General features: G+C 60.4%; 17 protein-coding genes. 1 reads left to right on the top strand and 16 read right to left on the bottom strand.

Annotated features, from left to right (window positions below):
* Positions 1-113: 113 nt before the first annotated feature.
* From O3649_RS03400 to O3649_RS03350, 11 genes are all read right to left on the bottom strand, one after another.
* A complete protein-coding gene (locus O3649_RS03400; RefSeq protein ID WP_371572769.1) occupies positions 114-3,182 on the bottom strand; it encodes a DEAD/DEAH box helicase in 3,069 nt (1,022 codons plus the stop codon).
* A 268-nt stretch (positions 3,183-3,450) separates the two neighbouring features.
* Complete coding sequence (gene tatC, locus O3649_RS03395; RefSeq protein WP_070616355.1) at positions 3,451-4,332, bottom strand: twin-arginine translocase subunit TatC; 882 nt, start codon at positions 4,330-4,332, stop codon at positions 3,451-3,453.
* A 133-nt stretch (positions 4,333-4,465) separates the two neighbouring features.
* Complete coding sequence (gene tatA / locus O3649_RS03390; protein WP_005506024.1) at positions 4,466-4,711, bottom strand: Sec-independent protein translocase subunit TatA; 246 nt, start codon at positions 4,709-4,711, stop codon at positions 4,466-4,468.
* 437 nt (positions 4,712-5,148) lie between these two features.
* A complete protein-coding gene (locus O3649_RS03385) occupies positions 5,149-7,416 on the bottom strand; it encodes a WYL domain-containing protein (RefSeq protein ID WP_371572767.1) in 2,268 nt (755 codons plus the stop codon).
* Between the two features lie 225 nt (positions 7,417-7,641).
* Positions 7,642-8,037, bottom strand: a complete 396-nt coding sequence (locus O3649_RS03380) for an FKBP-type peptidyl-prolyl cis-trans isomerase (protein WP_314364105.1) — start codon at positions 8,035-8,037, stop codon at positions 7,642-7,644.
* A gap of 115 nt (positions 8,038-8,152) precedes the next feature.
* Complete coding sequence (locus O3649_RS03375; RefSeq protein ID WP_371572765.1) at positions 8,153-9,208, bottom strand: FKBP-type peptidyl-prolyl cis-trans isomerase; 1,056 nt, start codon at positions 9,206-9,208, stop codon at positions 8,153-8,155.
* A 217-nt stretch (positions 9,209-9,425) separates the two neighbouring features.
* On the bottom strand, positions 9,426-10,898 hold the full coding sequence (gene pafA / locus O3649_RS03370; protein ID WP_371572763.1) for a Pup--protein ligase: 1,473 nt from the start codon (positions 10,896-10,898) through the stop codon (positions 9,426-9,428).
* 29 nt (positions 10,899-10,927) lie between these two features.
* Positions 10,928-11,122, bottom strand: a complete 195-nt coding sequence (locus O3649_RS03365) for a ubiquitin-like protein Pup (protein WP_005506016.1) — start codon at positions 11,120-11,122, stop codon at positions 10,928-10,930.
* 189 nt (positions 11,123-11,311) lie between these two features.
* Entirely contained in the window at positions 11,312-13,123 is a 1,812-nt protein-coding gene (gene dop / locus O3649_RS03360) for a depupylase/deamidase Dop (protein WP_371572760.1), read from the bottom strand.
* Positions 13,124-13,241: 118 nt separating this feature from the next.
* Positions 13,242-15,068: a proteasome ATPase gene (arc, locus tag O3649_RS03355; RefSeq protein WP_371572757.1), complete on the bottom strand. Its 1,827-nt coding sequence runs from the start codon at positions 15,066-15,068 to the stop codon at positions 13,242-13,244.
* A 134-nt stretch (positions 15,069-15,202) separates the two neighbouring features.
* On the bottom strand, positions 15,203-16,273 hold the full coding sequence (locus tag O3649_RS03350; protein ID WP_371572755.1) for a tRNA (adenine-N1)-methyltransferase: 1,071 nt from the start codon (positions 16,271-16,273) through the stop codon (positions 15,203-15,205).
* 274 nt (positions 16,274-16,547) lie between these two features.
* Between O3649_RS03350 and O3649_RS03345 the strand changes: the two genes are divergently transcribed.
* Positions 16,548-19,922 carry a type ISP restriction/modification enzyme gene (locus O3649_RS03345; protein WP_371572753.1) on the top strand — a complete coding sequence of 1,125 codons (3,375 nt, stop codon included), beginning with the start codon at positions 16,548-16,550 and terminating at the stop codon, positions 19,920-19,922.
* Between the two features lie 135 nt (positions 19,923-20,057).
* On the opposite strand, the gene O3649_RS03340 is transcribed toward O3649_RS03345, so the two are convergent.
* The 5 genes from O3649_RS03340 to leuA form a co-directional block, all read right to left on the bottom strand.
* Positions 20,058-20,180: a hypothetical protein gene (locus O3649_RS03340; RefSeq protein ID WP_012903526.1), complete on the bottom strand. Its 123-nt coding sequence runs from the start codon at positions 20,178-20,180 to the stop codon at positions 20,058-20,060.
* A 1-nt stretch (position 20,181) separates the two neighbouring features.
* Positions 20,182-21,498: a cysteine--1-D-myo-inosityl 2-amino-2-deoxy-alpha-D-glucopyranoside ligase gene (gene mshC, locus O3649_RS03335; RefSeq protein ID WP_371572751.1), complete on the bottom strand. Its 1,317-nt coding sequence runs from the start codon at positions 21,496-21,498 to the stop codon at positions 20,182-20,184.
* A gap of 158 nt (positions 21,499-21,656) precedes the next feature.
* Positions 21,657-22,505 carry an undecaprenyl-diphosphate phosphatase gene (locus O3649_RS03330; protein WP_044145830.1) on the bottom strand — a complete coding sequence of 283 codons (849 nt, stop codon included), beginning with the start codon at positions 22,503-22,505 and terminating at the stop codon, positions 21,657-21,659.
* 255 nt (positions 22,506-22,760) lie between these two features.
* Positions 22,761-23,663 (bottom strand): hypothetical protein, encoded by a 903-nt coding sequence (locus tag O3649_RS03325; RefSeq protein WP_294604312.1) that lies wholly within the window; start codon positions 23,661-23,663, stop codon positions 22,761-22,763.
* 185 nt (positions 23,664-23,848) lie between these two features.
* On the bottom strand, positions 23,849-25,597 hold the full coding sequence (leuA, locus tag O3649_RS03320) for a 2-isopropylmalate synthase (RefSeq protein ID WP_303938039.1): 1,749 nt from the start codon (positions 25,595-25,597) through the stop codon (positions 23,849-23,851).
* Between the last annotated feature and the right edge of the window lie 132 nt (positions 25,598-25,729).

The raw sequence follows: 25,729 nt of genomic DNA, 5'->3' as shown, positions 1-25,729 counted from the left end.
CTTAGATGAGGCGGAACTTAGATGGTACAGAACAATACACAGTCGCGGGGGTGGTGGCCCGAGCTGGTCGGGTGCGGTGTAGCACTATGTACGGTGTAGCACTACGGTGCGGGTTAGACGTCGAGTGCGACTACGCCGCGGCGTACCGCCTCGATTGCTTCTTCACAGCGGGCGCGGATGACCGGGTCCAGTGAACGGATGTGCGCGATCTGGTCCAGGGCGTCCAGTACCTGCTTTGCCCAGCGTACGAAGTCGCCGGCGGCAAGGCCGGTGTCCTCGATTGCCTTTGCGAGGTGTGCGCCGTTCGCCCAGGCGTACATGGGTTCGACCAGACCGAAGTCGCATGCGGGGGTCGGGTTGACCTTGAACTGTTCCTCGGCTGCGTTCAGGTCGGCGAGGCGCTGCGTAATCGTCGCGATGGGTGCGCGCAGGGAGGGGTGCGGGTAGTGCGCCAGGTATTCCACGGCGTCGCGCTTGCCCTGGTAGGTTAGTGCGGCGACGGTTGCCGCGATGGCGGCGGGTTCCAGGCCGTCGAGGAAGTGCGCGTCTAGGCACAGGGCGGTCAGTAGGTCGCGCTCGCCGTAGATGCGGCGCAGAGCCTGGCCGCCGGTGGTTAGCGACAGTTCGTTATCCTCGGTGCGTTCGACGTAGCCGTAGCTCTCCAGCAGACGCGCAATGCGGTTGAAGACCTGCGCGATAGTGTTGGTGCGGCGGGCAATCTGACGGCGCAACCCTTCAGTCTCAGAGTTGAGCTTCTGCCAGCGCTCAGCCCAACGCATGTGGTTCGCGCGGTCGGAGCAGCCGTGGCACGGATGGTTACGCAGCTGAGCCTGCAGAGCCTCCAGCTGCGCGTCAATACTGTTCTGACGAGCAGGGATGTTCTGCTGTGCGAGCGCACGCGGGGCGCGGCCGTCGTAGAGTGCCTGGCGCATGCGGCTTGCGGTGTCGCGGCGTTCCTTGGCGGTTTTGAGGCTTAGGCGCTTGGGGATTTTGATGCGTGAGACCGGTTCGACGGCGCCTTCGAAATCGCGGGTTGAGGCGGTGCGCTGGTGCGCGTCCTCGGTGACGATGCCGATGCGCGGGTCGGCCTGCGAATCGGAGCGGGTGATGACGACTGCGTAGCCGCGGGAGCGGCCGTGCGGAATGTAGATGATGTCGCCGGGCAGTAGCTGCTGGATGCTGTGATGTGCCTGCGCGCGGGCGTGGCGTTCGTTGCTCTTGGATGCCTTCTTTTCCAGTTCGGCGATCTGTCGGCTGAGCTGGACGTATTCGGTGAAGTCGCCCAGGTGGCATGCCATGGCTTCGCGGTAGCCTTCTAGGGCGCTTTCGTTTTTGCGTACGCGGGAGGCGACGCCCACGACCGACTTATCTGCCTGGAACTGTGCGAAGGAGGATTCCAGGATTTTGCGGGTGCGTTCGGCGCCGTAGGAGGCGATGAGGTTTGCCGCCATGTTGTAGGTGGGGCGGAACGAGGAGTTTAGCGGGTAGGTGCGGGTTGAGGCGAGGGTTGCCACGTGTTCTGGGGACATGCCGGGGCGCCACATGACGACGGCGTGGCCTTCGATGTCGATGCCGCGGCGGCCTGCGCGTCCGGTCAGCTGGGTGTACTCGCCGGGGGTGATGTCCACGTGGGATTCGCCGTTGTACTTGGTGAGCTTTTCCAGGATGACGGTGCGGGCGGGCATGTTGATGCCCAGTGCGAGGGTTTCGGTGGCGAAGACCAGCTTAATCAGGCCCTGGGCGAAGAGGGTTTCTACGACCTCCTTGAACAGAGGCAGTAGGCCTGCGTGGTGCGCGGCGATACCGCGGATGAGGCCGTCACGCCATTCGTAGTAGCCGAGGGTGTTCAGGTCGCGGGTGTCCAGGTGAGCGGTCGCTTCCGCAATGTAGGCGCGGATGGTCTGCTGCTGTTCGGGGGTGGTCAGCGTAATATCGGCGGATACGCAGTGGCTGACCGCGCCGTCGCAACCGGCACGGGAGAAGATAAAGCAGATGGCGGGAAGCAGGCCCTGCTTGTCGAGGGCGCGCACCATCTCCGGGCGGGTAATGCGCTGCGGATGCAGAGGCTTCTGCTCACCGCGCGCATCAAAGTCCCGGTCGTTGCTGAAACGATCGTTGCTGAAACGGTCACGACGGTCCGAGCGGCCGCGCTCGCCGCTGCTGAATGTCTCGTTGAGCCAGCCTTCACGGCGGTGACGGAAACGCTCACGCTTGCCGCCGTAGCGTCCACGGCCCGGTGCGGAACGGAAGCCGGGGCGTAGCGCCTTCAGCTGCGGGTTCAGGCGCAGACCGGCAAGCAGAGGGTTAGCGCCCGCCTCCACGGTTGCGCCGCGCTGCTTAGCTTTCTGTGCCTTCTTCGCCTGCTTGCGGGAGAGTTTCTCCTCCGGCTCCTGGTTCTTGCCCTGGGTGTGGTTCTTACCCTGCGCGGAGTTGTCTTCGGGTACGAACAGGTCCACCACGCGGTGACCGACCATCATGTGCTGCCACAGGGGCACCGGACGGTGCTCAGAAACAATGATGTCCGTGCCGCCGCGCACCGTATCCAGCCACGCGCCGAACTCCTCAACGTTCGACACCGTAGCAGACAGGGAAATGACGTTCACGTGCTCGGGAAGGTGAATAATCGCCTCTTCCCACACCGCGCCACGGAAACGGTCCGCCAGGTAGTGCACCTCATCCATGACCACATAGCCCAGGCCGGTCAGCGTGGTCGAGTTGGCGTACAGCATGTTGCGCAACACCTCGGTGGTCATCACGACCACGGGTGCTTCCGTGTTAATGCTCGTATCGCCGGTGAGCAGACCCACGTAATCCTCACCATACGCGCGCACAAAGTCGTGGTACTTCTGGTTGCTCAGCGCCTTAATGGGGGTCGTGTAGAACGCCTTCATGCCGCGGCGCAACGCCAGGTAAATACCGAACTCACCCACAATGGTCTTACCGGCACCCGTAGGCGCGGCAACGAGGACGGAGCGGTCCGCCTCCACGGCGGCACACGCCTGACGCTGAAAATCATCCAGCGGAAAATCAAGGGACGCCTCAAAAGCCCCGAGGGCGGTCTTCGCGTATGCGGCGCGCTCTCGGGATGCGGCGTAGGCGGCAGCGTAGTCGGTGCCGGTCTGCTCGTTAGAAGAGTTAGAAGTGTGTGCGTCGGATGTGTGCTGTGCATGGTGCTTGCTCATAGTATGTCCAGTGTAACCGCTCGCCCACCGCCCACCTTCCGAAAGCATCCCGGATGGGCACTAATCCGGTACGGGCGAACAGCGAGCGCATCGGCTGCGCGGTTTCGGCGCAATATACGCTGCGTTTCTGCGGGGATGTACCGGCGGGCGTTGTAAAAATTCGTCTGTGCGCCTCGAGACCCTTTTGTGGAATATGCGAAAGGGGCGGGGCACAGAGATTCTGTGCCCCGCCCCTTTCGGCGATGTTGCTCAAAGCGAGCTATTCAATTTAGGAAGTCTTCTCGTCCTCGAAGTAACCCATCTTCGCCAGGTCTTCGGCGCTGGTTGCGGTGTTCAGGCTTGCTTCGTCTGCACCCTGCGCCAGCTTTGCGAGCTTGCGGTCGCGGCGCTTGTCGTTAATCATGCAGATGAGGATTGCTGCGAAGAAGAAAATCAGCAGCGGCGCCATGAGCACGAACATCATCATGATGTCGCTACCGGGTGCAGTCAGTGCTGCGATAACCGCAACGAGCACAACAACCCAGCGCCAAGACTTCAGGATGGTCTTACCGCGAATCAGGCCCAGCATGTTAATGCCGACCAGAATCACGGGGATGATGAAGGCGCAAGAGAACGTCACAACGAACTTCAGGATGAAGGAGATGTACACGCCCGCGTCAATGTAGTTACTGTCGTTGAGGGGGGTGAACTTCAGCAGCGCGTAGACCACGCCGGGGAGGGTGAAGTACGAAATGGCGACACCGCAGGCAAACGCGAAAATAGATGCGGTGAGGAAGCCGAAGAGATACTTCTTCTCCTTGGTGTGCAGTGCCGGCAGCAGGAATCGCAGTGCCTGGTAGAGCCAGACGGGAGAGGCGATTACCAAGCCGATGTACATACCGACCTTCAGCAGCTGGTCGAAAGGAGATGCGACGCTACCGTAGTTCAGGTTTGCGTTGCGGCCGGTTTCTGCGTTGATCTGCTGCAGGGGTGCAGAGATCATATCGATGAAAGGCTGGTAGAGGAAGACCGTACCGATGATGGCTGCGATGATGGTTGCGATAGCCGCTTTGATGAGGCGGTCGCGGAATTCGCGCAGGTGTTCCTTGAGTTCCATGCGTGCTTCAGGATTGATTTTGCGGTTGCGCACGTCCTGGTCAGGTGTTGCCACGTGGTGTCCTCTGGGTGTCGGTGCCGTGTGTGATTCGGCTGAGGGGGTCTGGTGGGGTGTTTATGGGGTGGTGCCGCAAAACCCGTGCCGGCCGGTGGGCTGGCACGGGTTTGGTGCGTCGGTGGCGGGACCGTTACTTGGTTTCGGTCTTGCCGTCCTTGCCGTTGTCTACGACCTCAGCGGTGACGACCTCTTCGCCGTCCTTCTCGCGGGGGTCCTTCTTGGAATCGTTCTTCAGGCCCTCAACCTCGGTCTTGAAGATGCGCATGGACTGGCCGAGGCTGCGTGCCATACCGGGCAGCTTGGGTGCGCCGAAGAGGAGGACGATGAGGAGGATAACGACGATGATGGTCGCGGGGTGGCTGAAAATCTGGCCCATGGTGGTGTGCCTTTCTGTTAGAGCAGGTCTCCGATGTTTTGAGGTTGGCCGAGTCGATCTCGTCGGGAGACCCGTCGCTTGATCCGCTCAGACCTGCGTGTCTGCTTACCTTGTTCGTAGTTATTGTATGCCTCGGTGATGGGTGTGAATACCCCGAGGGTGGTGTCTCGCGGGAGTTTTCGGCTTGCGTTCGCTTGCGCTGCGTCGAATTGTCCCTCGATTGACTCGACCCAGGTTACGGTTTCGTCAAGGAGTGTGAAACCGCGAGTGAGTGCTTTGTAGGTGAACCATGCCAAATAGAGGAGCGAGCAGATGATGAGCGCGCCCCATAGCAAAATCCAGAACCACCAAGACATGAGCACCATTATACAAGTTTTAGGTTAATGTTTTGGCCCCTTAGATGGGTTTTTAGGGCGTTTTTGCTTGTGGGTGAAGTTCTATTTTTCTGCGGGCGCACCCCTGCGGCTACTCGCGTTGAGGGTTTGCAACTGGTCAAGCAGCGCCGCGCGCAGGTGCGCAGGGCCGACCAGTTCGAGGGCACCTCGGTGCGCGATGACGGTGTCGAGGATGTTCTTATCGCCAGCGCCGTGGGCGTTGTTGTAGTAGTGGATGCGCACGTACTGGGTGCGTGAAGCCTTCTTCACGTGGTGGGTGCTTCGACGCATGTACGTTGCGGTGAGAGTATCAAGCGGCTCACCGCTGGGAATATGCTCGGTCGGGTGAATCCGCAACTCAGCAAAGGGGTTGGTCTGAGTGTTGTGCTGCTGCGCGTGCCAATGCGGAACGGTGTCACCGGTGACCGGGTGGGTACGACCTGCGCCCGCCTCGTGAATGTGGTTGATGCGGGTGAGGCGGAAGTTACGCCAGAAAGTGGGGGTCTTCTCCCCTGCTTCATTATCCGTCGCCGCGCTGTCGGCAGTCTCGTTGTTTCCCGCCTCGCCGGTGGCCGCGTGAGCAAAAGCCTCCGGTACATACTCGGGGACTTCCTCACCGCGCGCGGCATAGTAACGTTCCTCAGCGGTACGGCACCACGCATGCAGATACATGTGGTCGCGGTGCAACACCAACGCATACGGGTCCACCAGACGATCCGCGGCACGCTCAGAGGTACCGTAACCAATAGTCACGGCATTGCCGCTACTCAAGGCGGCAGTCGCCTCCTGCAGCAGAGGCTCCTCCGGGGCGAAGCACAGGTGCTGCGCATAAACGGGCGCATTCGGGTACGCGGCGGCGAGCGCCGCACGGATACTGCCCAGACGGGCATCCGCCGGGTGCAGAATATCTGCGGCAGAGAGGGTAAAGACGAGAATGGCGAGCTCAGTGTCGGTAAGGCGCGCGTAGTTCAGCAGCGTGTGCGGGGTGGCGCCGCCAAAGTCCGGCAGCAGGTTAATGTAGCTGGGCTTGAGGGCGTCCGGGTCCTTGGGATCAGAATCGAAGGGAACGGTATCTACCCGCGCGAAAATCTCGGCAATGGTTTTGCCGAGGTCGCGGTTTTTCTCGGTGTCCACGCTGTAGAGGGCGTTGAGCTGATTCAAAGGCATGGGCTCTTCACCATGGGCACTCGCCCAGCGGTCGGCACGGTGCAGACCCAGGAGCAGGTCCACAAGGTCGTCGAGTGAGTTGTTGCGGTTGCGCTGGTTGATACCTGCCCAGGTGCCGGGGTCTTCGACTGCGCCGCTGTGCAGGTCGGTGAGGGTGCGCAGTAGTTGCTGCTGGGCGGCGTAGCTGTCACGCTGGCGGGTAGAGGCATCCTCCGATTCCTCGGGCGGCTCAATCACGCAGCTGTAGCTGGTCGCCGCCACAGCGCTATCAATCGTGCCGTACGAGGGCACGGTGAAGGGCTCCGAGACTGTGGAATCGGCGTTGACCTCGGCAACGATTAGGCTCTCTTCGTAGCCCTTAATGTCTTCAAGCCAGTTCTTGGCGTTGAACGTCGCGTTGATGGGGGTCGAATCGATACGTGAGAGCATCGTGAGCTTCTGAATACGGCTGGCACGGAACGTGTACTCCTTACGCTCCGAGCTCTCAGTGTAGTAGCCGACAAAATACCAGGTGCCGTAACGGTACCCAATACCGGCAACACTGACCTTCTCCTGTACGCGGGTCGCACCGGCAGCCGTCTGATAGGTGAACGTGACTGTCTTACGCTCCGCATAGGCGGTGAACAGCTCATTCAGGTGCGGGTTATCGCTAAAGTAAATGCGCTGAAGGGGCTCGCGGTAGGTGTACAGGTTCTTCGCGCGCTGACGCTTGCCGGTCTTCGGGTCCAGAATCTTCGCGGCGGCGAGCGCCTCATCGGTGAGGTTCTCGCTGGTCAGCGCAATCTTACGCAGGATGCGGTAGGCGTCATCCTGCAATTCGGTGCCTTCCCAGCCGCGCAGGATGGTGTTGATGAGGCGGAACTCCTCAGCGGTGGGGTTCCAAGCGGGCAGCTTAGCGGCGTCGCTGGGTTCGAGGCGGTAGCGCTCCCCCAGATCCGTGGTCACGTGGGTAATGCGCGCGCCGGCATCACGCAGGGTCTGCTTGGCTCGTTCAAAGGCGCGTTCCTGGGCCTCACTGAGGGAGCCGTTAGCGCGCGTGCTAATGCCGAGCAGGGTCAGTAGCTCGTTGCGGCTGATGCCCTGGGTTCGGGTTGCGGTATCGGGTGCCTCGGCGGCGGTGGCGAGGCGGTGAAGAGTCATGTAAAGCTGAGCTGCGGTGGACATGATTCCATCATACCGTGTGTGTTCCGCGGCACTTACTTTGCGTGTGGGGTGGCTACGGGAAGAATGCGCGGGCATAAAATCTCGCGGACGCGCCGATAGCCCGGCACAAAAACTTGATACGCAAAAGCCCGGCGCCCTCTCCCACAATCGGGAGAAAGCACCGGGCTGCGCGTCTCTGCGCGTCTTACGTGAGAAGCGCGAAAAACGCGAGAACCTTGCTAGTCCTTAGCGGACGTCCAGCAGGTCCACCACGAAAATCAGGGATTCACCGGGCTTAATGACCGAACCAGCGCCGCGGTCACCGTACGCCATGTCGGCGGGGATCTCCAGGCGACGACGGCCGCCGACCTTCATGCCGAGCAGACCCTCATCCCAACCGCGGATAACCTGGCCAACGCCCACCTGGAACGGCAGCGGCTCGCCGCGGTTCCAGGACGCGTCAAACTCTTCACCGGTGGAGAATGCCACACCAACGTAGTGGGTGAGCACGCGGGAGCCGGGAACAACCTCAGCGCCTGCACCCTCGATCAGGTCGGTAATGGCCAGCTCGGTGGGGGCGTCGCCCTCGGGGAAATCGATTTCGGGCTTTTCGCGGTCGAGGTTACGCTGACCGAAAGACATGGGTGTCTCCTTTGATTGGTTCGACATACATCGAAATAGTGGGTGCGCTCGCCGCCCATACAGGATAAGCGGCGAGCGCTGTATAAAAATGTGACGTAAAAATTTGGGTGCCGGGCTACTGTGCGGTTGCCGAGGCGGTAGCCGCCGGGGTCGCAGAAGCGTCTGCGGTTGCCGAGGCGCTCGCCTCCGCAGCAGCCGCGCTAGAAGCCGCCTGAGCACGCTGCAGGGTCTGCGGGTTCTCCTCCGCGCCCAGAATATCAACCACGAACACGAGGGGACCCGAAGGCTTGGAGCCGCCGGTGTCGTTACCGTACGCCAAATCCGCCGGGATGACCAGCTCAACGCGGGAGCCGACCTTCTTGCCCTTCAGACCCTGAGTCCAGCCCTTGATAACGCCCTGCAGGGAGATACCCATCGGGGTGGCGGCGTTGTAGTTGCCGTCAACGACCTTACCGTCGGAGTACTGCACGCCAATGTAGCGCACGTACACGGTGTCGGTTTCCTTGACCTCGGCGCCCTCGCCCTCGATGAGGGTCTTAGCGGTCAGCTCGGTGACCTCCGGCTTGTTATCGGGCAGCTTAATTTCAGCCTTGCCGGTGGACTCATCCAGGGTGAAGGACGGCAGCGACGGGTCAGCCTCAACAGCCTTACCGGTTGCGTACTTGGGCAGCTTCGTCTTCACGGTGTACACCTCAACGTTAGTTGCGGCGCCGGGCGAAGCGGTCGTAGTGGTCACGCCCGCGGTGCTGCGCTGCTGCAGAACGTTGGTGGTGTACGAGAAAGAACCGCCAACCTTAATCTTCTTCAAGGTTTCGTACACCTGCGGTGCAGCCTGCTTCAGCTGATCGTTAATCGGCAGCAGAATCGGCTCGCTGGAGTAAGTGGAACCGTTAAGCTTGCCGTCGGTGCCGTTGAACACGGCAGCCTCAACGAGCACGTAGTCACCATCGTTGATGGACTCGCCGTTACCTTCCTCAATCACGTACGCGGAGGGGCTAGAAGCGGCGAAGGGAGTCGCGAAGGACGCCTCAGGTTCAGCGGTCGCGTTCTTCAAGGTGTACTGCACCTTGGACAAATCGCCATTGCTGGACTGCGCGCCGCATGCGGACAGTGCGAGCGCAAGAGCTGCCGCGCTGGCACCGAAAATAGTGAGCTTAGAGCGTTTGGTCATAGTGTTATCCTCTGGGGTTTTCTGTGAGAGTGGGGCGTGTGAGTGCCCGTGTGCCACAGAACAGTTTACAGGTATAGGTTTAGCTGTTTTATGCTACGGCACGTAGCTGTGTTCAGGCTGTGTCGCGGCCGGGGTGTTCCCGAAGGCCCACAACCCCGACCGCCGGTGGGTTTCCCCTCATCAGAGTGTTTCTAGCAATGCTGTTTAGCGGCGCTGTTTAGCAGGGCGGCGGGAATGCCGCCTCCTGGTGCTGACGCGCCTTAGATGCCAACAGGCTCAGCACCTCCTCAAGCTCCTCGCTACCGGTAGCAAACGGGTCCTTACACACCAGCGTGTGCTGCGGGTAGGCATTGAGCTTCAAATGCACCCAATCCACGGTGAACTGCTCCCCCGCCGCAACCGCCGCATTAATGAAACGCGAACGCTGCAGAGCGCGAGTGTTCGGCGGCTGAGTCTTCGCCGCCTCCGCAGCACCCTCGGGCAGGATGCGCTTGACCGCACCGCGACGAACCAGCGCGTGGAAGACACTACGCTCCGGGTCGATGTCGTGGTACGCCAAATTCAGCTGACGGATGCGGGCGCTCGCATAATCGGCAGGCTGACCAGCCGCGCGGGCGCGGGCAATATACGCATCCAGAAGCTTCTTCTTAATAGCCCAGTCAATCTCAGTATCAATGCTGCTGTAGTCGCCGGACTCGATAGCGTCCAGGGTGCGCTGCCACAGGTCCAGGGCGTATTCCACGTGGTGGTGGTGCGCGCCGTACTGCTGCACGTACTGGCGTGCCGCATCCAGGTAGTGACGCTGAACGCTCAACGCCGTGTAGTGCTTACCATCCGTGGTTTCGAAGGTTGCGGTGCCGGTCAGATCGTGGCTGATAGCGCGCAGCGCCGCCGGAACAGACACAATATCCAGGCTCGTGACCGGGAAGCGGTCCTCCAGCATGCGCAGCACCAGGTCGGTGCTGGCAATCTTCAGCAGGGTCGTCGGCTCTGCCATGTTCGAATCACCATTAATGACGTGCATGCGGCGGAACTTCGAAGCGTCCGCGTGCGGCTCGTCGCGGGTGTTAATGAGCGGGCGAGCGCGCGAGGTTGAGGTGGATGCCGCCTCCCAAATATGGTCGGCACGCTGCGAGAACGAATACGAAGGCACACCCGTGCTGGATGCTGGGTCGGTCGAACCGGGCACCGGGCCGCCGTTCGGGTGGGTCTTACCGGCGCCGACCAGAATCTGGCGGGTCACCAGGAACGGCACGAGCTGGGCAATCAGGTCGTTGAACTGCAGTTTGCGGCTGATCAGGTAGTTCTCGTGGCTGCCGTAGGAGTTGCCTGCCGAATCCACGTTGTTCTTGAACAGGTACAGTTCACCGTCGAGGGGGCGGCCCTCCGAACCTGCGAGCAGGCGCTTGCGGGCGGTACGCGCCAGATCAGCGAAAAGCAGCTCACCGGCGCGTTCCTGCGCGAGTAACTCGTCAATGCTGCCGCATTCGGCGGAGGCATACTCGGGGTGCGAACCCACGTCAAGGTAGAGCCTACCGCCGTTGGGCAGGAAGACGTTCGTTGAACGCCACTGATCCAGGACGGGCTTGAAAAGGGCGGCGGCGGACTCTTCGATGCTCAGCCGACCGAGCCCGTGCGGGACGTAGCTGAGCCCGAATTCGCTTTCAATGCCGAAAATACGGTGTTCCATGATGCTGACCCGGCACGCAGGTGCGCCGGTTACTCGCCGCCCTTCTGGACGAAGCCGGTGACGAAGTCTTCAGCGTTCTCAGCGAGCAGGCCGTCAATTTCGTCGAGCAGGTCGTCGACCTCGCTCACGTCAGAGACAACGTGGGAGGCGGCGAGGGTCAGTTCCTGCTCCTGCTCGGCTGCGGTGGTTTCGGTCTGCTGTGCGCTGATGCGTTCGCGGCTCATGATTCTCTCCTCAAGGGGTTTTCGGTTGTGGACAAATAAGTTTTTAGTGGGGTCGGGTGCGGGGTGTAAGGGTTTTGGTACCCGGATTCTCCTGCACCCTAACTGTGGGTTATGTGGTTTTTACTCTTCCGAATGGGGGTATTCACCCCGGGGAAGAATGTGAGTTTATGTGGGTTTAGGGGGGTGCTACTAGCGCAGGCGGTTCAGCAACTCATCCGAATGGTTCACCTCATCCAGCAGCGGCTCCACCTGGGCGGCACCGTACCGGGTCGGCTCCATCATCGTAAAACGAGTCAGATCCTTCGAATACCTGCCACGGCAGGACACCGTATCCCAGTTAATACCCAGAATCTCCTCCGGCCAACGCGCCATCAACGTGCCACGCAAAAACGCGCGCGTCTCACGCGGCGGCTCAGTCGTCGCACGCTCAATCTGCTCCGCAGAGAACAGCGTGCGCATACGGCCACGCGCCACCAGACGGTGATACAGGCTCTTCGACGGGTCAATATCAGCGTACTGCAAATCCAGCGCCTTCAACTTCGGATTCGCATAATCTACGCCCTGAGCGACATAGCCGCGCACCAGCGCATACTTCGCCACCCAATCCAGACGATCCGCCAGCGAGAGCGGGTTGGTTTCCAGGGCATCCAGAACCTCACCCCACAGGTCAAGGATCTGCGCGGTCGCAGCGTCCACACCCGCCGGGTTCGACTCCTCATGCGCACGGGAGGCCTCATAGTAGGCGCGCTGAATCTGCAGGGCACTCGCCGAACCACTCGTGGACACCGGGTTCGGCAGGGTCGCCGAAGACGGCGCCAGCGGCAGCTGAACCGACAGCGACAAATCGTGGCTGACCGCGTGCATCGCCGCCACTGGATCAGACAGGCGCACACCCGGCAATACCGGAGCCTGCTCGCTGTGCGACTCAATCAGGTTCATCACCAGCGCCGCCGTACCAAACTTCAACAGGTTCGAATAGTGCGAGAGGTTCGCGTCAGCCGGAATCACGTGCAGGCGGCGGTACTTCGACTCATCCGCATGCGGCTCATCGCGCGTATTCACAATCGGGCGGCGAATCGTGGTCTCCAGACCAATCGTGCGCTCAAAGAAATCAGCACGCGAACTAATCTGAAAACCCGGAACCTCACCGTGCGTACCAATACCCACACGGCCCGCACCCGTAAAAATTGCGCGGGTTGCAAAGAACGGCAGGAGCGCCTCCGCAACCTGCTCGAATGGAACGTCACGGCTAATCAGGTAGTTTTCGTGCGCGCCGTAGGACTGGCCCTTCGAGTCGGTGTTGTTCTTGTACAGCTTCACCTGCGGCAAATCCTGCCCGTGGTTGCCCAGCTCCACCAGCGACTCATACGCCAGCGCGTCACCGGCAGCGTCATAGAGCACCGCGTCGGCGGGGGTCAGAACCTCCGGCGAGGAATACTCCGGATGCGCGTGATCCACATACAGGCGCGCACCATTAGGCAGGATCGCGTTCATGGTCACGCGGTCCCAGTCCAGACGCTCCGGGAAACCACCGCGACCGTGCACACCGGCGAGCGCATCCAGGGCGCTACGCGGCTCGGAGGGCTCACCCGGTGCCTGAACGCCCGCCTCGCGCATAATCTCCAGGGCGATATCTTCGCTGGTCAGCTCGGTGCGGGTGTGCGTCATCTGGCTCGAGTGGGCGGTGGAGGCGTCCTGAACCTGACCGAACGCATCACGCAGCGGCGACTCGGACTCACCCAGCCACTGACTCTCCGGGGTGGCGGTCGAGTAGTTCTCTGCCTGGCGTGCCTGCTCGGCGGTCAGCTCATCCGCCAGGGCACGGCGCTGCAACTCCTCACGGAAGGCGGCGCCGCGGCGGAACGCCAACTTGGCGTAGGTGTTGACCACCAGTGCGGACAGTACGGTCGGGTTGGTGCCCGGCGCGGAGGGGGCGATGACGCCGTACTCGGTTTCGGCGCCCATAATGCGGTGCACGCCGTAGCTGGGGGTGGAGTTCATGGGGTTCTCCTGAAAAAATCTATACCATCTAAAGGCTTTTGGACCTGCGGTAATGCTGGTTGTATTGCTGGATAAGCGCGGGGTGTGGGCTGAGCGCACAGTCGAGTGGGCGCGCGGTTTAGCGCGGCGGCTCCACCGACACCAGGCGGCCACGCACACCGGCAACGGTGAGTGCATCCTCAATATCGGGCAGCGGCGGCAAGTCCACCTGATCCTCAAACTCGGCGCGCACCGCCTCCAGCAGGTGGCGGGTACCAATACCCACGTTCGAGGCGTCCGCACCGGCGGTCAGCGCCTGCAGCTGCTCCTTAATCGCGGCCTTCTTCGCGCGGTCCACAATATTGCGAATCACCGCACCCGACGCGAAATCGCCGCGGTACAGCGTGTGAGTGGACAGGTTCGCGCTCGCGCCAGAACCAACGACCATGGAAGAATCCACGGTCGCCACAGCGTACGCCGTGGAGGGGGTGCGCGCGTACAGCTGACCTGCCGCCGCCGCAATCATCGCGGTCAGGGCGGCGCGGGTCGAACCGGCGGCTGCCACCTCCGCCGCGTCCAGGGGCAGGTCCTCGGTCAGGTACAGGCCGAAAATCTCTGCCGCACCGGCGGCGTCCGGGCGGTTAATGCGAATCTTCAGGTCGAGTCGGCCCGGGCGCATCACCGCGGCATCAATGAGGTCTTCACGGTTGGTCGCACCAATAACAATGACGTTCTGCAGCGACTCCACGCCGTCAATTTCGGCAAGCAGCTGCGGCACGATGGTCGTCTCAATATCGGAAGAACGGCCCGAACCGCGCATACGGAACAGCGACTCCATCTCGTCAAAGAACACGACGACCGGGTGGCCAGCCTCCGCCTTCTCACGGGCGGCAACGAAAATATCGCGAATCTGACGCTCCGTCTCACCGACGAACTTATCGAGCAGCTCGGGGCCCTTAATGTTCAAGAAGTAGCCGCGAGTAGCCGAACCCGGGTTCAGCGCAGCCGCACGAGCCGCCAGGGAGTTCGCCACAGCCTTAGCAATCATGGTCTTACCGTTACCGGGAGGACCGTACAGCAGAATACCCTTGGGCGGTGCCAGGTGGTAGCGCTCAAAAATCTCGGGGTGCAGGTACGGCAGTTCCACCGCGTCGCGAATCTGCTCAATCTGCGCGCCCAGGCCACCAATCTGCTCGTAGGTGACATCCGGAATCTCTTCCAGAACCAGCTCCTGCGAGCGGGAAGCGGGAACCTGCGAGGTCAGCATGCGGGTGCGCGTGTCGAGGGTGACCGCGTCGCCAGTGCGCAGCTGCTCAATGTCGAGGGAACCAGCCACGCGCGCCACCTGCTGAGCACCCGAGGACGTATCAACCAGCACGCGCTGCTCATCCAGCACCTCGCGCACGGTCACCACGTCACCGAAGGGTTCGGTGTCCAGGGCGAGCACCGCCTCCGTCTTGTCGTTGAGCAGCACGGTCATGCCGGGGGTCAGCGTGGACAGGTCAACGAGCGGGGACACGGGAATACGCATCATGCGGCCGCTCACCTGAACATCCAGGTAGGTGTCAATCTCGGCGGGAGTCTTATCGTCCGCAACCTGCTCGTAGGTCATGGTCTGGCCCTCATGCACCGCCAGCACAATCGCCGAATTCAGCGGCGGCATAACATTCTGCGACAGGGACGCGCGCAGACGCTCCACCTGGTAGCGCATGCTGGTGATTGCCTCAACGAGCTTGCGGTTCTTCTCCCCCGCACCACGAATCTGTCGGCTCATATTGTCGCGGGTTGCCTCCGCAGCGGAGAGTCGACGCAGCACGGCATCATACTCCTGCGCGCTGACGGGCTGACTGCCGGGCAGGGAGGTCGACCCGAAAGCAGCCGAGTAGTGCGGTGCCGCGCTGGCTGCACTGTGGGCGGTGCCGTACTGGGGGGTTCCTGCCTGATCTGCAGATTCGTGGGTGGACACGGTAGCTCCTTTAGCTGTTCGTCCTAATCGGCGGCTACTCGATGCGGGTGATTGGGCACAGTGAGTAGCCTGGTGAGTGCACTGCGGGGGCTCCAGGCAACGCCCGTGCCCCCGCAGGTCAAAGGTGGTTCAAATTATTCGGCGGATTCAGTCACCGCAGAGTCAGTGTCAGCGGCTGCGCCGTTTTGTTCGAGCGCAATCTCGTTCGCGCGTGCGGCGTGAGCGGCAAGGTTCTTCGCATCGCGGGCTGCGCGGCGAATCTTCTTATCGGTCACCTCACGCTCACCCACGTTCATGGGAATCCACGCGTTCATATCCTCTTCGGAGAAGTCAGTCTTGGACGCGCGACGCTTCGGTGCCAGGCGCACCGCACCGTCAGCGAGGCGACGAGCCACCACCAGGAACGCGGTGTGTGCAACCATGCGGTGGTCGGGGCGCACAGCCAGGCCCTCCACGTGCCAGCCGCGCACAATGGTTTCGTCGCATTCGGGTTCGGTGAAGCGGCCGTCCAGGCGCATGCCCTCAACCAGGCGGGACATCTGGGTCACGGTCGCAACGTAGCAGATGAGCACGCCGCCGGGTGCGAGCGCCTCCGCTACAGCGTCCAGGCATTCCCAGGGTGCGAGCATGTCGAGTACGACGCGGTCGACGCTGCCGGGCTCTTCAACCTGCGGCAGGGTGTCCTGCAGGTCGCCGATGCTCAGCTTCCACGCCGGATGGGGGCCACCGAACATGGTTTCAATGTTGCCGCGGGCGACGTCTGCGAACTCTTCACGACGTTCGAAGGAGTGCACGCAACCGTAGTCGCCGACTGCACGCAGCAGGGCGATGGACAGCGCGCCGGAGCCGACGCCGGCCTCGACGACGCGTGCGCCGGGGAAGATGTCTGCCTTGACGATGATCTGGGCGGCGTCCTTGGGGTAGACGACGGCTGCGCCGCGCGGCATGGAGAGCACGAAGTCCTTGTAGAGGGGGCGCAGCGCCTGGTAGAGAATGCCGTGAGTGTTGGGGATGACGGTGCCTTCGGGTGCGCCGATGAGGTCGTCGTGCTTGAGGAAGCCCTTGTGGGAGTGGTATTCGCCGCCTTCGGCGAGGGTGATGGTGGTGATGCGGCCGCGTTCGTCAGTGATCTGGACGCGCTCGCCGGGGCGGAAGGGGCCGCGGCGGTTGATTGCGCCGGTGGGGGTGTGGGTGCCGCTGCTCACGGGGTGATTCTCCTCGGGTTTGGGTCAGTCTGTGCTGTTCGCGCTTTGCGGCGAACTGTGGACGGAAAAAGTCCTTTTCTATTTTAGCGGAGTCTGCAAATCGGCTGTGGCGTGTTCCCCCGCGGGCGTGATAATGCGGGGCACGGATGAAGCGATGACCACTGAGCAATGAGAGCTACTCATTTTTAGTTAGACTTGAGGAGAGTTCGCCAGAATCCTTGGCGGGCAGAAACACCTTAGTGCCCACGAATTATGGGGCAAAGGAAAGAGTATTGTGACTGATTTCAACTCACTGATTGCCGAGTTTGGCAGGCAGGTGCGGGAGAATCTGCGCGTTGGGGAAGGTGAACCGGAGGCTCAGCTGACGAACCCTGTCGCTACCCTGTTGCAGGACTTTGGCGCTTTGCATTCGATGAAGGTTGTGACCGTCCGTGAAACCTCGCTGAAAACAGCGGGGGGGGGTCTAGTTTCTGAGGGTCTGGTGCGCCCTGATTACGCCATCATGGTCGATGGTGTTTTAACCGGTTACGTGGAGCTGAAAGCTCCGGGTAAGAACATTGACCCCGCTTCTTTCAGTAAGAAGAGCCACGAGTATAAGCAGTGGCAGCGGCTGCGGAACCTTCCGAACCTTTTGTACACCAATGGCACCGAGTGGCGTCTGTATCGTTATGGCGAACCGGTGCTGACGAGCACCGGGTACGACGCGGTGCATATGCATGGTTCTTTCAGCGGCCATGGCACGCTGAGCGCACCGGATGCTCTCGCGACGTTTTTCCTGAACTTTTTGCGGTGGGTTCCTGCGCCGATTAAGAGCGCTGACCAGTTGGTGGAAACTCTCGCTCCCCTTGCGGCTTTGCTCCGTGAAGAGATGCTTTTGGGTCTTGCCGTACAGGAAAAGACATATAAAGCAGATCAGGCAAAGGCTAAGAAGAAGGGTGAGGAAGATTTTGTGGTTCCTCCCCCGCTGGTGGGTCTGCGTAAGGATTGGCGTGATACTCTCGCCCCGAGTACCAGTAATGAAGAGTTTGCCGATAGCTTTGCGCAGACGGTGGTGTTCTCCCTGGTAGTTGCTCTCTCAGAGGGTCACGACCTGAGCCTTGAGACGTTCTCGACCATGGCGGGTCGTTTGCGTTCTCAGCACGGTCTGCTGGGTAATGCGCTGGGTCTGCTGACCGAGCACCTGGATGAGAAGAGCTCCCTGTATAACGCTCTAGCCGTGATTGTGCGCGTCATGGGTGCCGCCTCCTGGGCTGATATTTCCGGCGGCAAGTCGGATGTTTATCTGCACCTCTACGAGCACTTCCTGAAGGTCTATAACCCCGAGCAGCGCAAGAAGACCGGTAGCTACTACACCCCCGTTGAGGTGGTAGACCAGATGGTGCGCCTGGTAGATGATGCGCTGCGCACCTACCTGGGTAAGGAACACGGTCTGGCGAGTGAGGGTGTGTCCGTGATTGACCCGGCGATGGGTACCGGCACCTATCCCCTGTCAGTCATGCATCAGGTGGCGAAGACGGAGAGCCTGGCTCCCGCTGCGCGTACTCGTGCTCTGAATCGTCTGGCGAAGAACCTGTACGGCTTTGAGCTGCAGTCCGGTCCTTTCTCCGTGGCAGAGCTTCGCCTGAACCAGACCCTTAAGGAGCTGGGGGCTGACATTCCTGAGGACGGTCTGAACCTCTATGTGGCGGATACTCTGAGCGACCCCTACGCTAAGCAGAAGCCGGTGAACGGTAATACTCTGCGTCTGCTTTCTCAGTTGTCGAATAAGGCAACTAGGGTGAAGCGTGAGGTGCCTATTCAGGTGTGCATTGGTAATCCGCCGTATAAGGATAAGGCGGAGGGTATGGGCGGCTGGGTGGAGTCGGGCTTCCGCTCTGCCGATGTCGCCTCCCCTATTCTGGATGACTTCCGTGCACCGGGTATGGGTAAGTACGAGTATGTGCTGAAGAACCTGTACGTCTATTTTTGGCGCTGGGCGTTCTGGAAGGTTTTTGAGGATTCTTTCCGTGCTCTGGAGGGTCAGCTCGATAGTGCTCAGCATGCGGGTGTGGTCTGCTTTATTACCGCAGACGGCTATCTGAATGGACCCGGTTTCGCGGGAATGCGAGAGTATATTCGCCGTTCCTCTAGCCGCGGATGGATTATTAACGTGACCCCTGAGGGTAAGCGCCCTCCCAAGGGAACAGCTGTTTTCGATATCGAGACTCCGGTGTCTATTGCTCTGTTCTTGCGTGAAGAAAATACCGATGAGGAAACCCCTGCGGATATCCGCTATGTGGCTCTGCACGGAAAACTTGAGGAGAAACTGCAGGCTCTTGCCGCTCTTGACCTGGATGGTGCCGAGTTTGAGCCGGTGCGTTCCGGCTGGGGTGATAAGTTCGCTCCCGAAGCGGGTGGCGACTGGGACAGTTACCCGGCATTACCTGATTTCTACCTAGACCATTTTCCTGGGATTAATCCTTCTAGGTCGTGGGTATATGATCCTTCCCCATCCATTTTGGAAGAACGCTGGGCTGAGCTGATTGAGGGCAATGATTTGCAGGTACGTGCCGAGCGTTTCAAAGAAACACGCGACACAACTATTTCAAAGGGAAAGAAGCCCCTTCCAGGTACAGACACGTTCCAGGGAAGTCGTGAAAGCCTTAACGACCAGATTGCTCGTGAGCTCATTCCTGATACGCCGAATATTGTGCCTGTGGGATACCGCACTTTTGACCGACAGTATATTCTGGCGGATTCTCGTCTGATTCACATGCCTTCTCCTCAGCTGTGGGGCTATCGAGTTCCGGAGCAGATTTTTATTGTGGAACAGCACGCGCACTACCCCAAAGCAGGTCCTGGCCTATACTTTAGCTACTTGATTCCGGATAAGCATACCTTCAACAATCGTGGCGGACGCGCTCACCCAGTGTTAAACATTGGCGGTACCCCAAACCTTACCGAACCTGCCGCGCAGATGTTACGTGAACGCTTCGGCAACAATGCTCCGGGTGACCTCGTCTACTACCTGGCGGCACTCACTGGACACCCCGGCTATGTGCGCACCTTTGACGAGCCCCTCCAACAGGCGGGTATCCGTGTGCCCCTCACCGCCGACCCTGCACTCTGGGAACGCGCTGTTCAGCTTGGTAAGCAGGTCGTGTGGCTACACACCTACGGTGAGCGTGGTGAGCCGCTACCGGGTATGAAGTACCTGCACCAGCTGCCTAAGGATGCAGACTACACCCTGCCGACCCCGACGGTAGACATGGGCAGGACCATGCCGGAGAAGAAGCCCAGCTTCTCCCCCGACCCGGTAAACGGTAGCCTTTCTGAGGAGCAGGATATCCCGGTTACGGGTACGGTTTCCTTCGGTCAGGCACGTTGCGAGAACGTGGAGAAACGCGTCTTCGACTACACCGTCGGTGGCAACCAGGTGCTGGGACTGTGGGCTAAATACCGCCTCAAGAAGCCGGTAGTGCGCCGTAGCTCCTCACTCAACGATATTGTTCTGCGAGAATGGCCGGAAGCCTGGAGCGAAGAGTATGAGCGTCTGCTCTACACTCTTACGCACCTGGTGCATCTGGAACCTGCTCAGGAGAAGCTCCTTGATGAGGTTCTTGCCGGTGAACAGATTTTCCGTGAGGAATTTGTAGACACCGAAGACTAGCCGCTCAGGACTAGTTGCTGAAGAGTAACACCAGTTATTGGGTTCTACAACCGGTTAAACGCAAGGGGGTGGGTGACCCTGGAGTATTCCAGGATCACCCACCCCCTTGTTGGGCTTATATTGCTCTCAGAAGCCCTACGCTTCCTTCTGCGCCTCGTACGTGCGAACCTCAGCTAACATCTCTGCGGCGAGCGCATCGACCGCCTCACGGTCGTACGGGCGAAGAGCATACAGCTCCTCAATGACAGACGCAGCCATCTTAGAGGACCACGCCCAGGCGTGCCGCCAGGATGTCACGCACCAGCGCGCCACCGCCGACGGTAGTGTCCGCCAGAGCCTTCACAGCCCACGCATCCACAGCCGCCAACGCCGCCGGAGCGTTCAGGTCCTCACCGAGCGCCTCACGCACAGCGGCCAGCAGCTCAACAGCCGCCTCATCGGTGACACCTTCGGAACCCTCACGGCCCTCAGCCACCGACACCGCATGACGGTACGTATCCAGGCGAGCCTTCGCGTGCTCCAGGAGCTCATCAGTCCAGAACCAATCCGAACGGTAATGCTGACCCATAATCGCCAGACGCACCGCGTTCGCATCCTCACCGGCCGCACGCAGACGCGAAACCAGCACCAGGTTACCGCGGGACTTGCTCATCTTGTGGCCATCCAAACCGACCATGCCGGTGTGCGCGTAATGCTTAGCGTGCGGGCGTGCAGACACAGCCCACGAATGGCCCGCGCCCAAATCATGGTGCGGGAACGTCAAGTCGTTACCGCCAGCCTGAACGGTCAGCGAACCATCCACAAAACGGCGGGCAATCATCGTGCACTCAATATGCCAGCCCGGGCGGCCCGCGCCCAGCTCGCCGGCATCCCAGCTCGGCTCGCCCTCACGCTCAACACGCCACAGCAGCGGATCCAGTGCGTCACGCTTACCGGCACGATTCGGGTCGCCGCCGCGCTCAGCGAAAATCTCCAGCATCTCATCACGGCTCAAGTGACAGACCTCGCCCGGTGTCCACGAGTAGCCCTCAGCGTTCGCGGGCAGCTCACGCACAGCCTTCAGATCCAGGTACACGTCACCGTCAGGATGCACCACACCCTGCTCGTCCGTGAAACCGGGCACGCGGTACGCCAGGCCGCGGCGCAGCAAATCCTCAATCAGCGGGAACAGCCACTCAATGGACTCCACCACACCCACATAGTGCGCCGGCGGAATCACGTTCAGCGCCTTCATGTCGGTGCGGAACAGCTCAGTCTGATCCTCAGCCAGCTCACGCCAATCAACATTCGTCGCGGTCGCACGCTCCAGTAGCGGGTCGTCCACATCGGTCACGTTCTGAACGTAGGTGACCGGCACGCCCGCATCCAGCCAGGCGCGGTGCAGCAAGTCAAAAGCAACATAGGTGGAGGCGTGACCCATATGCGTCGCGTCGTACGGGGTGATACCGCAAACGTACAGGCTCGCCGCCTTATCCTCCTGAACCTGAACAATCTCACCAGCCGCGGTATCAAAAATACGCGGCAGCGCAGCCTGACCGGGCAGAGTCACAGAGGCGGGGGCATCCCAAGCTCGCATGGGTTTCCTTTCCGTAAAAACGCCCACAACCGGTGGACGCGCCACACCCGCCGCCCAACCTCAAGGCATGCGGGTGCCAAAAAATCTACTCCAATAAGAATACCCGCCCGTGAGAAACTCACGGACGGGTATGTCATATCACGCTGAGGGCTAAAGCCTTAGAACGCCGAAGAAGTAGCGTTCAGAACGCCAGTGCCCAGACCAACGAAAATCAGGATACCGAGCGCAATGCGGTACCAGATGAAAATGCCGTAGGACTTCGAAGACACGTACTTCAAGAACCAGCCAATCATCAGGTAACCCACCACAAACGCAACCAGAGTAGCCACGATAGTCGAGGGAATACCGTAGTAGCCGGTCGCCTCCTCGCCGGTGACCACCTTGAAGGTCTTGTACAGGCCAGACATGAACACGGCAGGCATGGCCAGCAGGAACGAGTAACGTGCCGCAGCCTCACGGGTGTAACCCATGAACAGACCCGCAGTAATCGTACCGCCCGAACGAGAAACACCCGGGATCAGTGCCAGCGCCTGTGCGCAACCGTACAGCAGGCCGTGACGGAAAGTCAGGTCCTTCAGCTCACGCTGCTCGCGGCCGAAACGGTCCGCAAGACCCAGGAACACAGCAAACACAATCAGCATAGTCGCCACAATCCACAGGCTACGGAACTGGGTGTCAATGTAGTCTTCCAACAGCAGACCCAGAACGCCGATGGGCAGGGAGCCAATAATAATCAGCCAACCCATGCGGGCATCCGGGTCGTTGCGCGGTACGCGGCCGGTAAGAGCGCCAAACCACGCCTTCACAATGCGCACAATATCGCGCCAGAAAAAAATCAAGACCGCGGTCTCAGTACCCAGCTGGGTGATTGCGGTAAACGCGGCGCCCGGGTCAGCCTTCTCCGGCAGGATCTGGCCAACAATGTTCAGATGCGCCGATGACGAAATCGGCAGAAATTCGGTCAGGCCCTGAACAAAGCCCAAAATAATTGCTTGAATCCATTCCACGCATTCAAGGATACAGGAGGCGCACCCGCCCGGGGTGGTTCGCCGAAGGTGATGTGAAACTTCCGCAAACCGCCCCGTCCACACTCTGGAACGCTCAGGGTGCCGTTTCAGGAGGTACACCGCGGTGCAACCGGGGCTTATCCATAGCTCATCCACGGTTCACCCATGGCTCAAGGAGGCCGCGCAAACACCTCAAATGCGCGCTCTCCGGCGCGTCAAAGGTACGTCAACAGCGCGCTCTCCGGCGCAAACGTACTAGCCGCACGACCAGTCAAAAACACCGGTCTCAAAATCAAAAACAGCGCTACCGCACCCAAAATTCAGCACATCAAACTCATCGAACTCAATATAACGAGCCGTCATGCCCTCCGGCAGGCTCTGCGCATAAAAATGAGTGCCGCCCAGGTGAGTACCCACCGCAATCAGCGGCTTCGCCCACTCAAACCACGCCGAATCCTCAGCATCCCAATCGAAAGGACTCAGATAACCAGTCTGCGGGTCAACATTCTCAAACACATCACTGGGGATCTTACCGGCATTCGGGTCATCCGTCGGAACCCACCCCACCAGAGCAGGCTTACGGTCCAGCGGCTGCTGACGATCCGCCAAAGCCCAGGCGCTGAAGCTCTCCTCCTCACCGCGATGCTCACCGGGCCGGCGCACATCCTGCGGCGGCTCCGTACGGGATGAGAACTCCTCCTCACTCAGGTACAGCACCGCAAACTCGGCATCCAAAATATCGCGCAACAACAACTGATACGGATGCACCCGCGCCTGCGCATACTGCACCTCAAACGGGTCATCACTAGCAGCATTAGCAACACCCTCAGTCGCCTCATCCTCAGCGAACTGGCCATCACCAGCGAAGAAAGAGAACGCCACAACGCCCGGATACTTCTGCGTATCCGGCAGGTACTCCCCCGGCAACCTCACCGTAAAAATATGCTGCATCGGCAAACCAGTAAACGTACTGCGCGGCCACTGATCCTGCTCAATACCGGGACCGGTCGAACCCACCCAGCCAGCCTCCCACGCCTCGGTGGAACCTGCAGGCAGAGCAGTATCATCACCACCGCGCAGCTCATAATTCCAGGCACGGACAGAAGAATCGGTGCCCGCCGCATCAACGGGGCTAAACACCATCGCGTAGCTTTTCATGAGAGTTCCTCCCTGCAGACTATTCGCCCCACAGCACGCCGATGCACACAACACCTGCGCACATTAAACGAGTAAGGGCGGGATACATACTCCCAGTATGCATCCCGCCCCCACATCATGCACGGCTAACGGTCACCCACCAGCGGTCACCCGAAAACCTTGCACAAAGCATGTACGGCTATCGCCTACGCCTGACGCTCATCACGCAGCGCACGGTTCACAGCTGAAATCATCGCCTTCAAAGCCGCACGAGTCGTCGAGTTATCCACACCGATACCCCACAGCACGCGAGAACCAACAGCAGCCTCAACATAGCACGCAGCATTAGCAGTCGACGAAGACGACATGGTGTGCTCCGAATAATCCATCACGCGAATATCCACGCCCTCGCCCGACAGGATGTTCTGCAGAGCATCCACCGGACCGGTACCCGAAGCCGAACGGGTGTACGTGTGACCATCAATGTTCAGACCAACACGCAGAGTAGTCGCACCGGTATCAGCCGAATCAATGTTAATCGACTCAATACGGTACTTACCCCAACGCTTCTCCGTGTCGGTTGCGGGCAGGTACTCATCCGCGAAGATGTTCCACAGCTTCTGGCTGGTCATCTCGCCGCCCTCAGCGTCAGTACGAGCCTGAACAATCTTCGAGAACTCAACCTGAGCACGACGCGGCAGATCCAGGCCGTGATCCTGCTTCAGCAGGTACGCCATGCCGCCCTTACCGGACTGCGAGTTCACACGAATAATCGCCTCGTAGGTACGACCCAGGTCGCGAGGATCAATCGGCAGGTACGGAACCTCCCAGTACACCTCATCCACGGTCTTACCCGCCTCAGCAGCGGTACGCTCCAGAGCCTCAAAGCCCTTCTTAATAGCGTCCTGGTGAGAACCAGAGAACGCGGTGAACACCAAATCGCCACCATACGGCGAACGCTCATGCACCTTCAGCTGGTTGCAGTATTCAACAGTCTTACGGATACCGTCAATATCAGAGAAATCAATCTGCGGATCCACACCCTGGGTGTACATGTTCAGACCCAACGTCACCAGGTCAACGTTACCGGTGCGCTCGCCATTACCGAAGAGGCAACCCTCAATACGGTCAGCACCCGCCAAGTAACCCAGCTCAGCAGCAGCCACGCCGGTACCGCGGTCATTATGCGGGTGCAGCGACAGCACAATGTGCTCGCGGTGGTTCAGGTTGCGGTCCATCCACTCGACCGAGTCGGCGTACACGTTCGGGGTAGCCATCTCAACGGTAGCGGGCAGGTTCACAATCAGCTCGCGGCCGTTCTGACCGACCTCCAGCTCCTCAGCCACAGCGTTCACCACGCGAGCCGCGTACTCAAGCTCGGTGCCGGTGAAAGACTCGGGCGAGTACTCGTAGATAACCTTAGTGTCAGAAATCATCTGCTCTTCGTACTTGCGGCACAGGCGCGCACCCTGCAGGGCGATGTCCAGCACGCCCTCCTGATCCTGGTTGAACACCACGCGACGCTGCAGCACGGAGGTCGAGTTGTAGAAGTGCACAATCGCCTGCGGTGCGCCCTCAATCGCCTCAAAAGTGCGGGCAATCAGGTGCTCACGCGCCTGCACCAGAACCTGAATGGTCACGTCCGAAGGAATGTGGCCGTCCTCAACGAGAGTGCGCACAAAATCAAAGTCAGTCTGGGACGCCGAAGGGAAACCAACCTCAATTTCCTTGTAACCCATCTTCACCAGCAGCTTGAACATCGCAAGCTTACGGTCGGTGTCCATGGGGTCAATCAGCGCCTGGTTGCCGTCACGCAGATCCACTGCGCACCAGCGCGGAGCCTTCTCAATGACCTTATCCGGCCAGGTGCGGTCCGGCAGGTCAACAACAATCTGCTCGTGGAAAGGGCGGTACTTGTGTACCGGCATGGGGCTGGGCTTCTGGTGGTTTTTCATGATGAATTTCCTGTTGGTTGGTCCGTCTCGCTCTACCCCAATTGTGGGGCTCGTACCGTGCCGGGTATCGGTCCCCGGCAGCCGTGGTCAAGGCGGTGCATCAGAAAGGATGCAAAGGTGAGATGCCGCGTC

The sequence above is a fragment of the Rothia sp. 27098_8_29 genome (genome assembly GCF_041432785.1).
GTDB classification, from domain to species: Bacteria; Actinomycetota; Actinomycetes; order Actinomycetales; family Micrococcaceae; genus Rothia; species Rothia mucilaginosa.
This window is presented reverse-complemented; position numbering and strand designations above follow the sequence as displayed.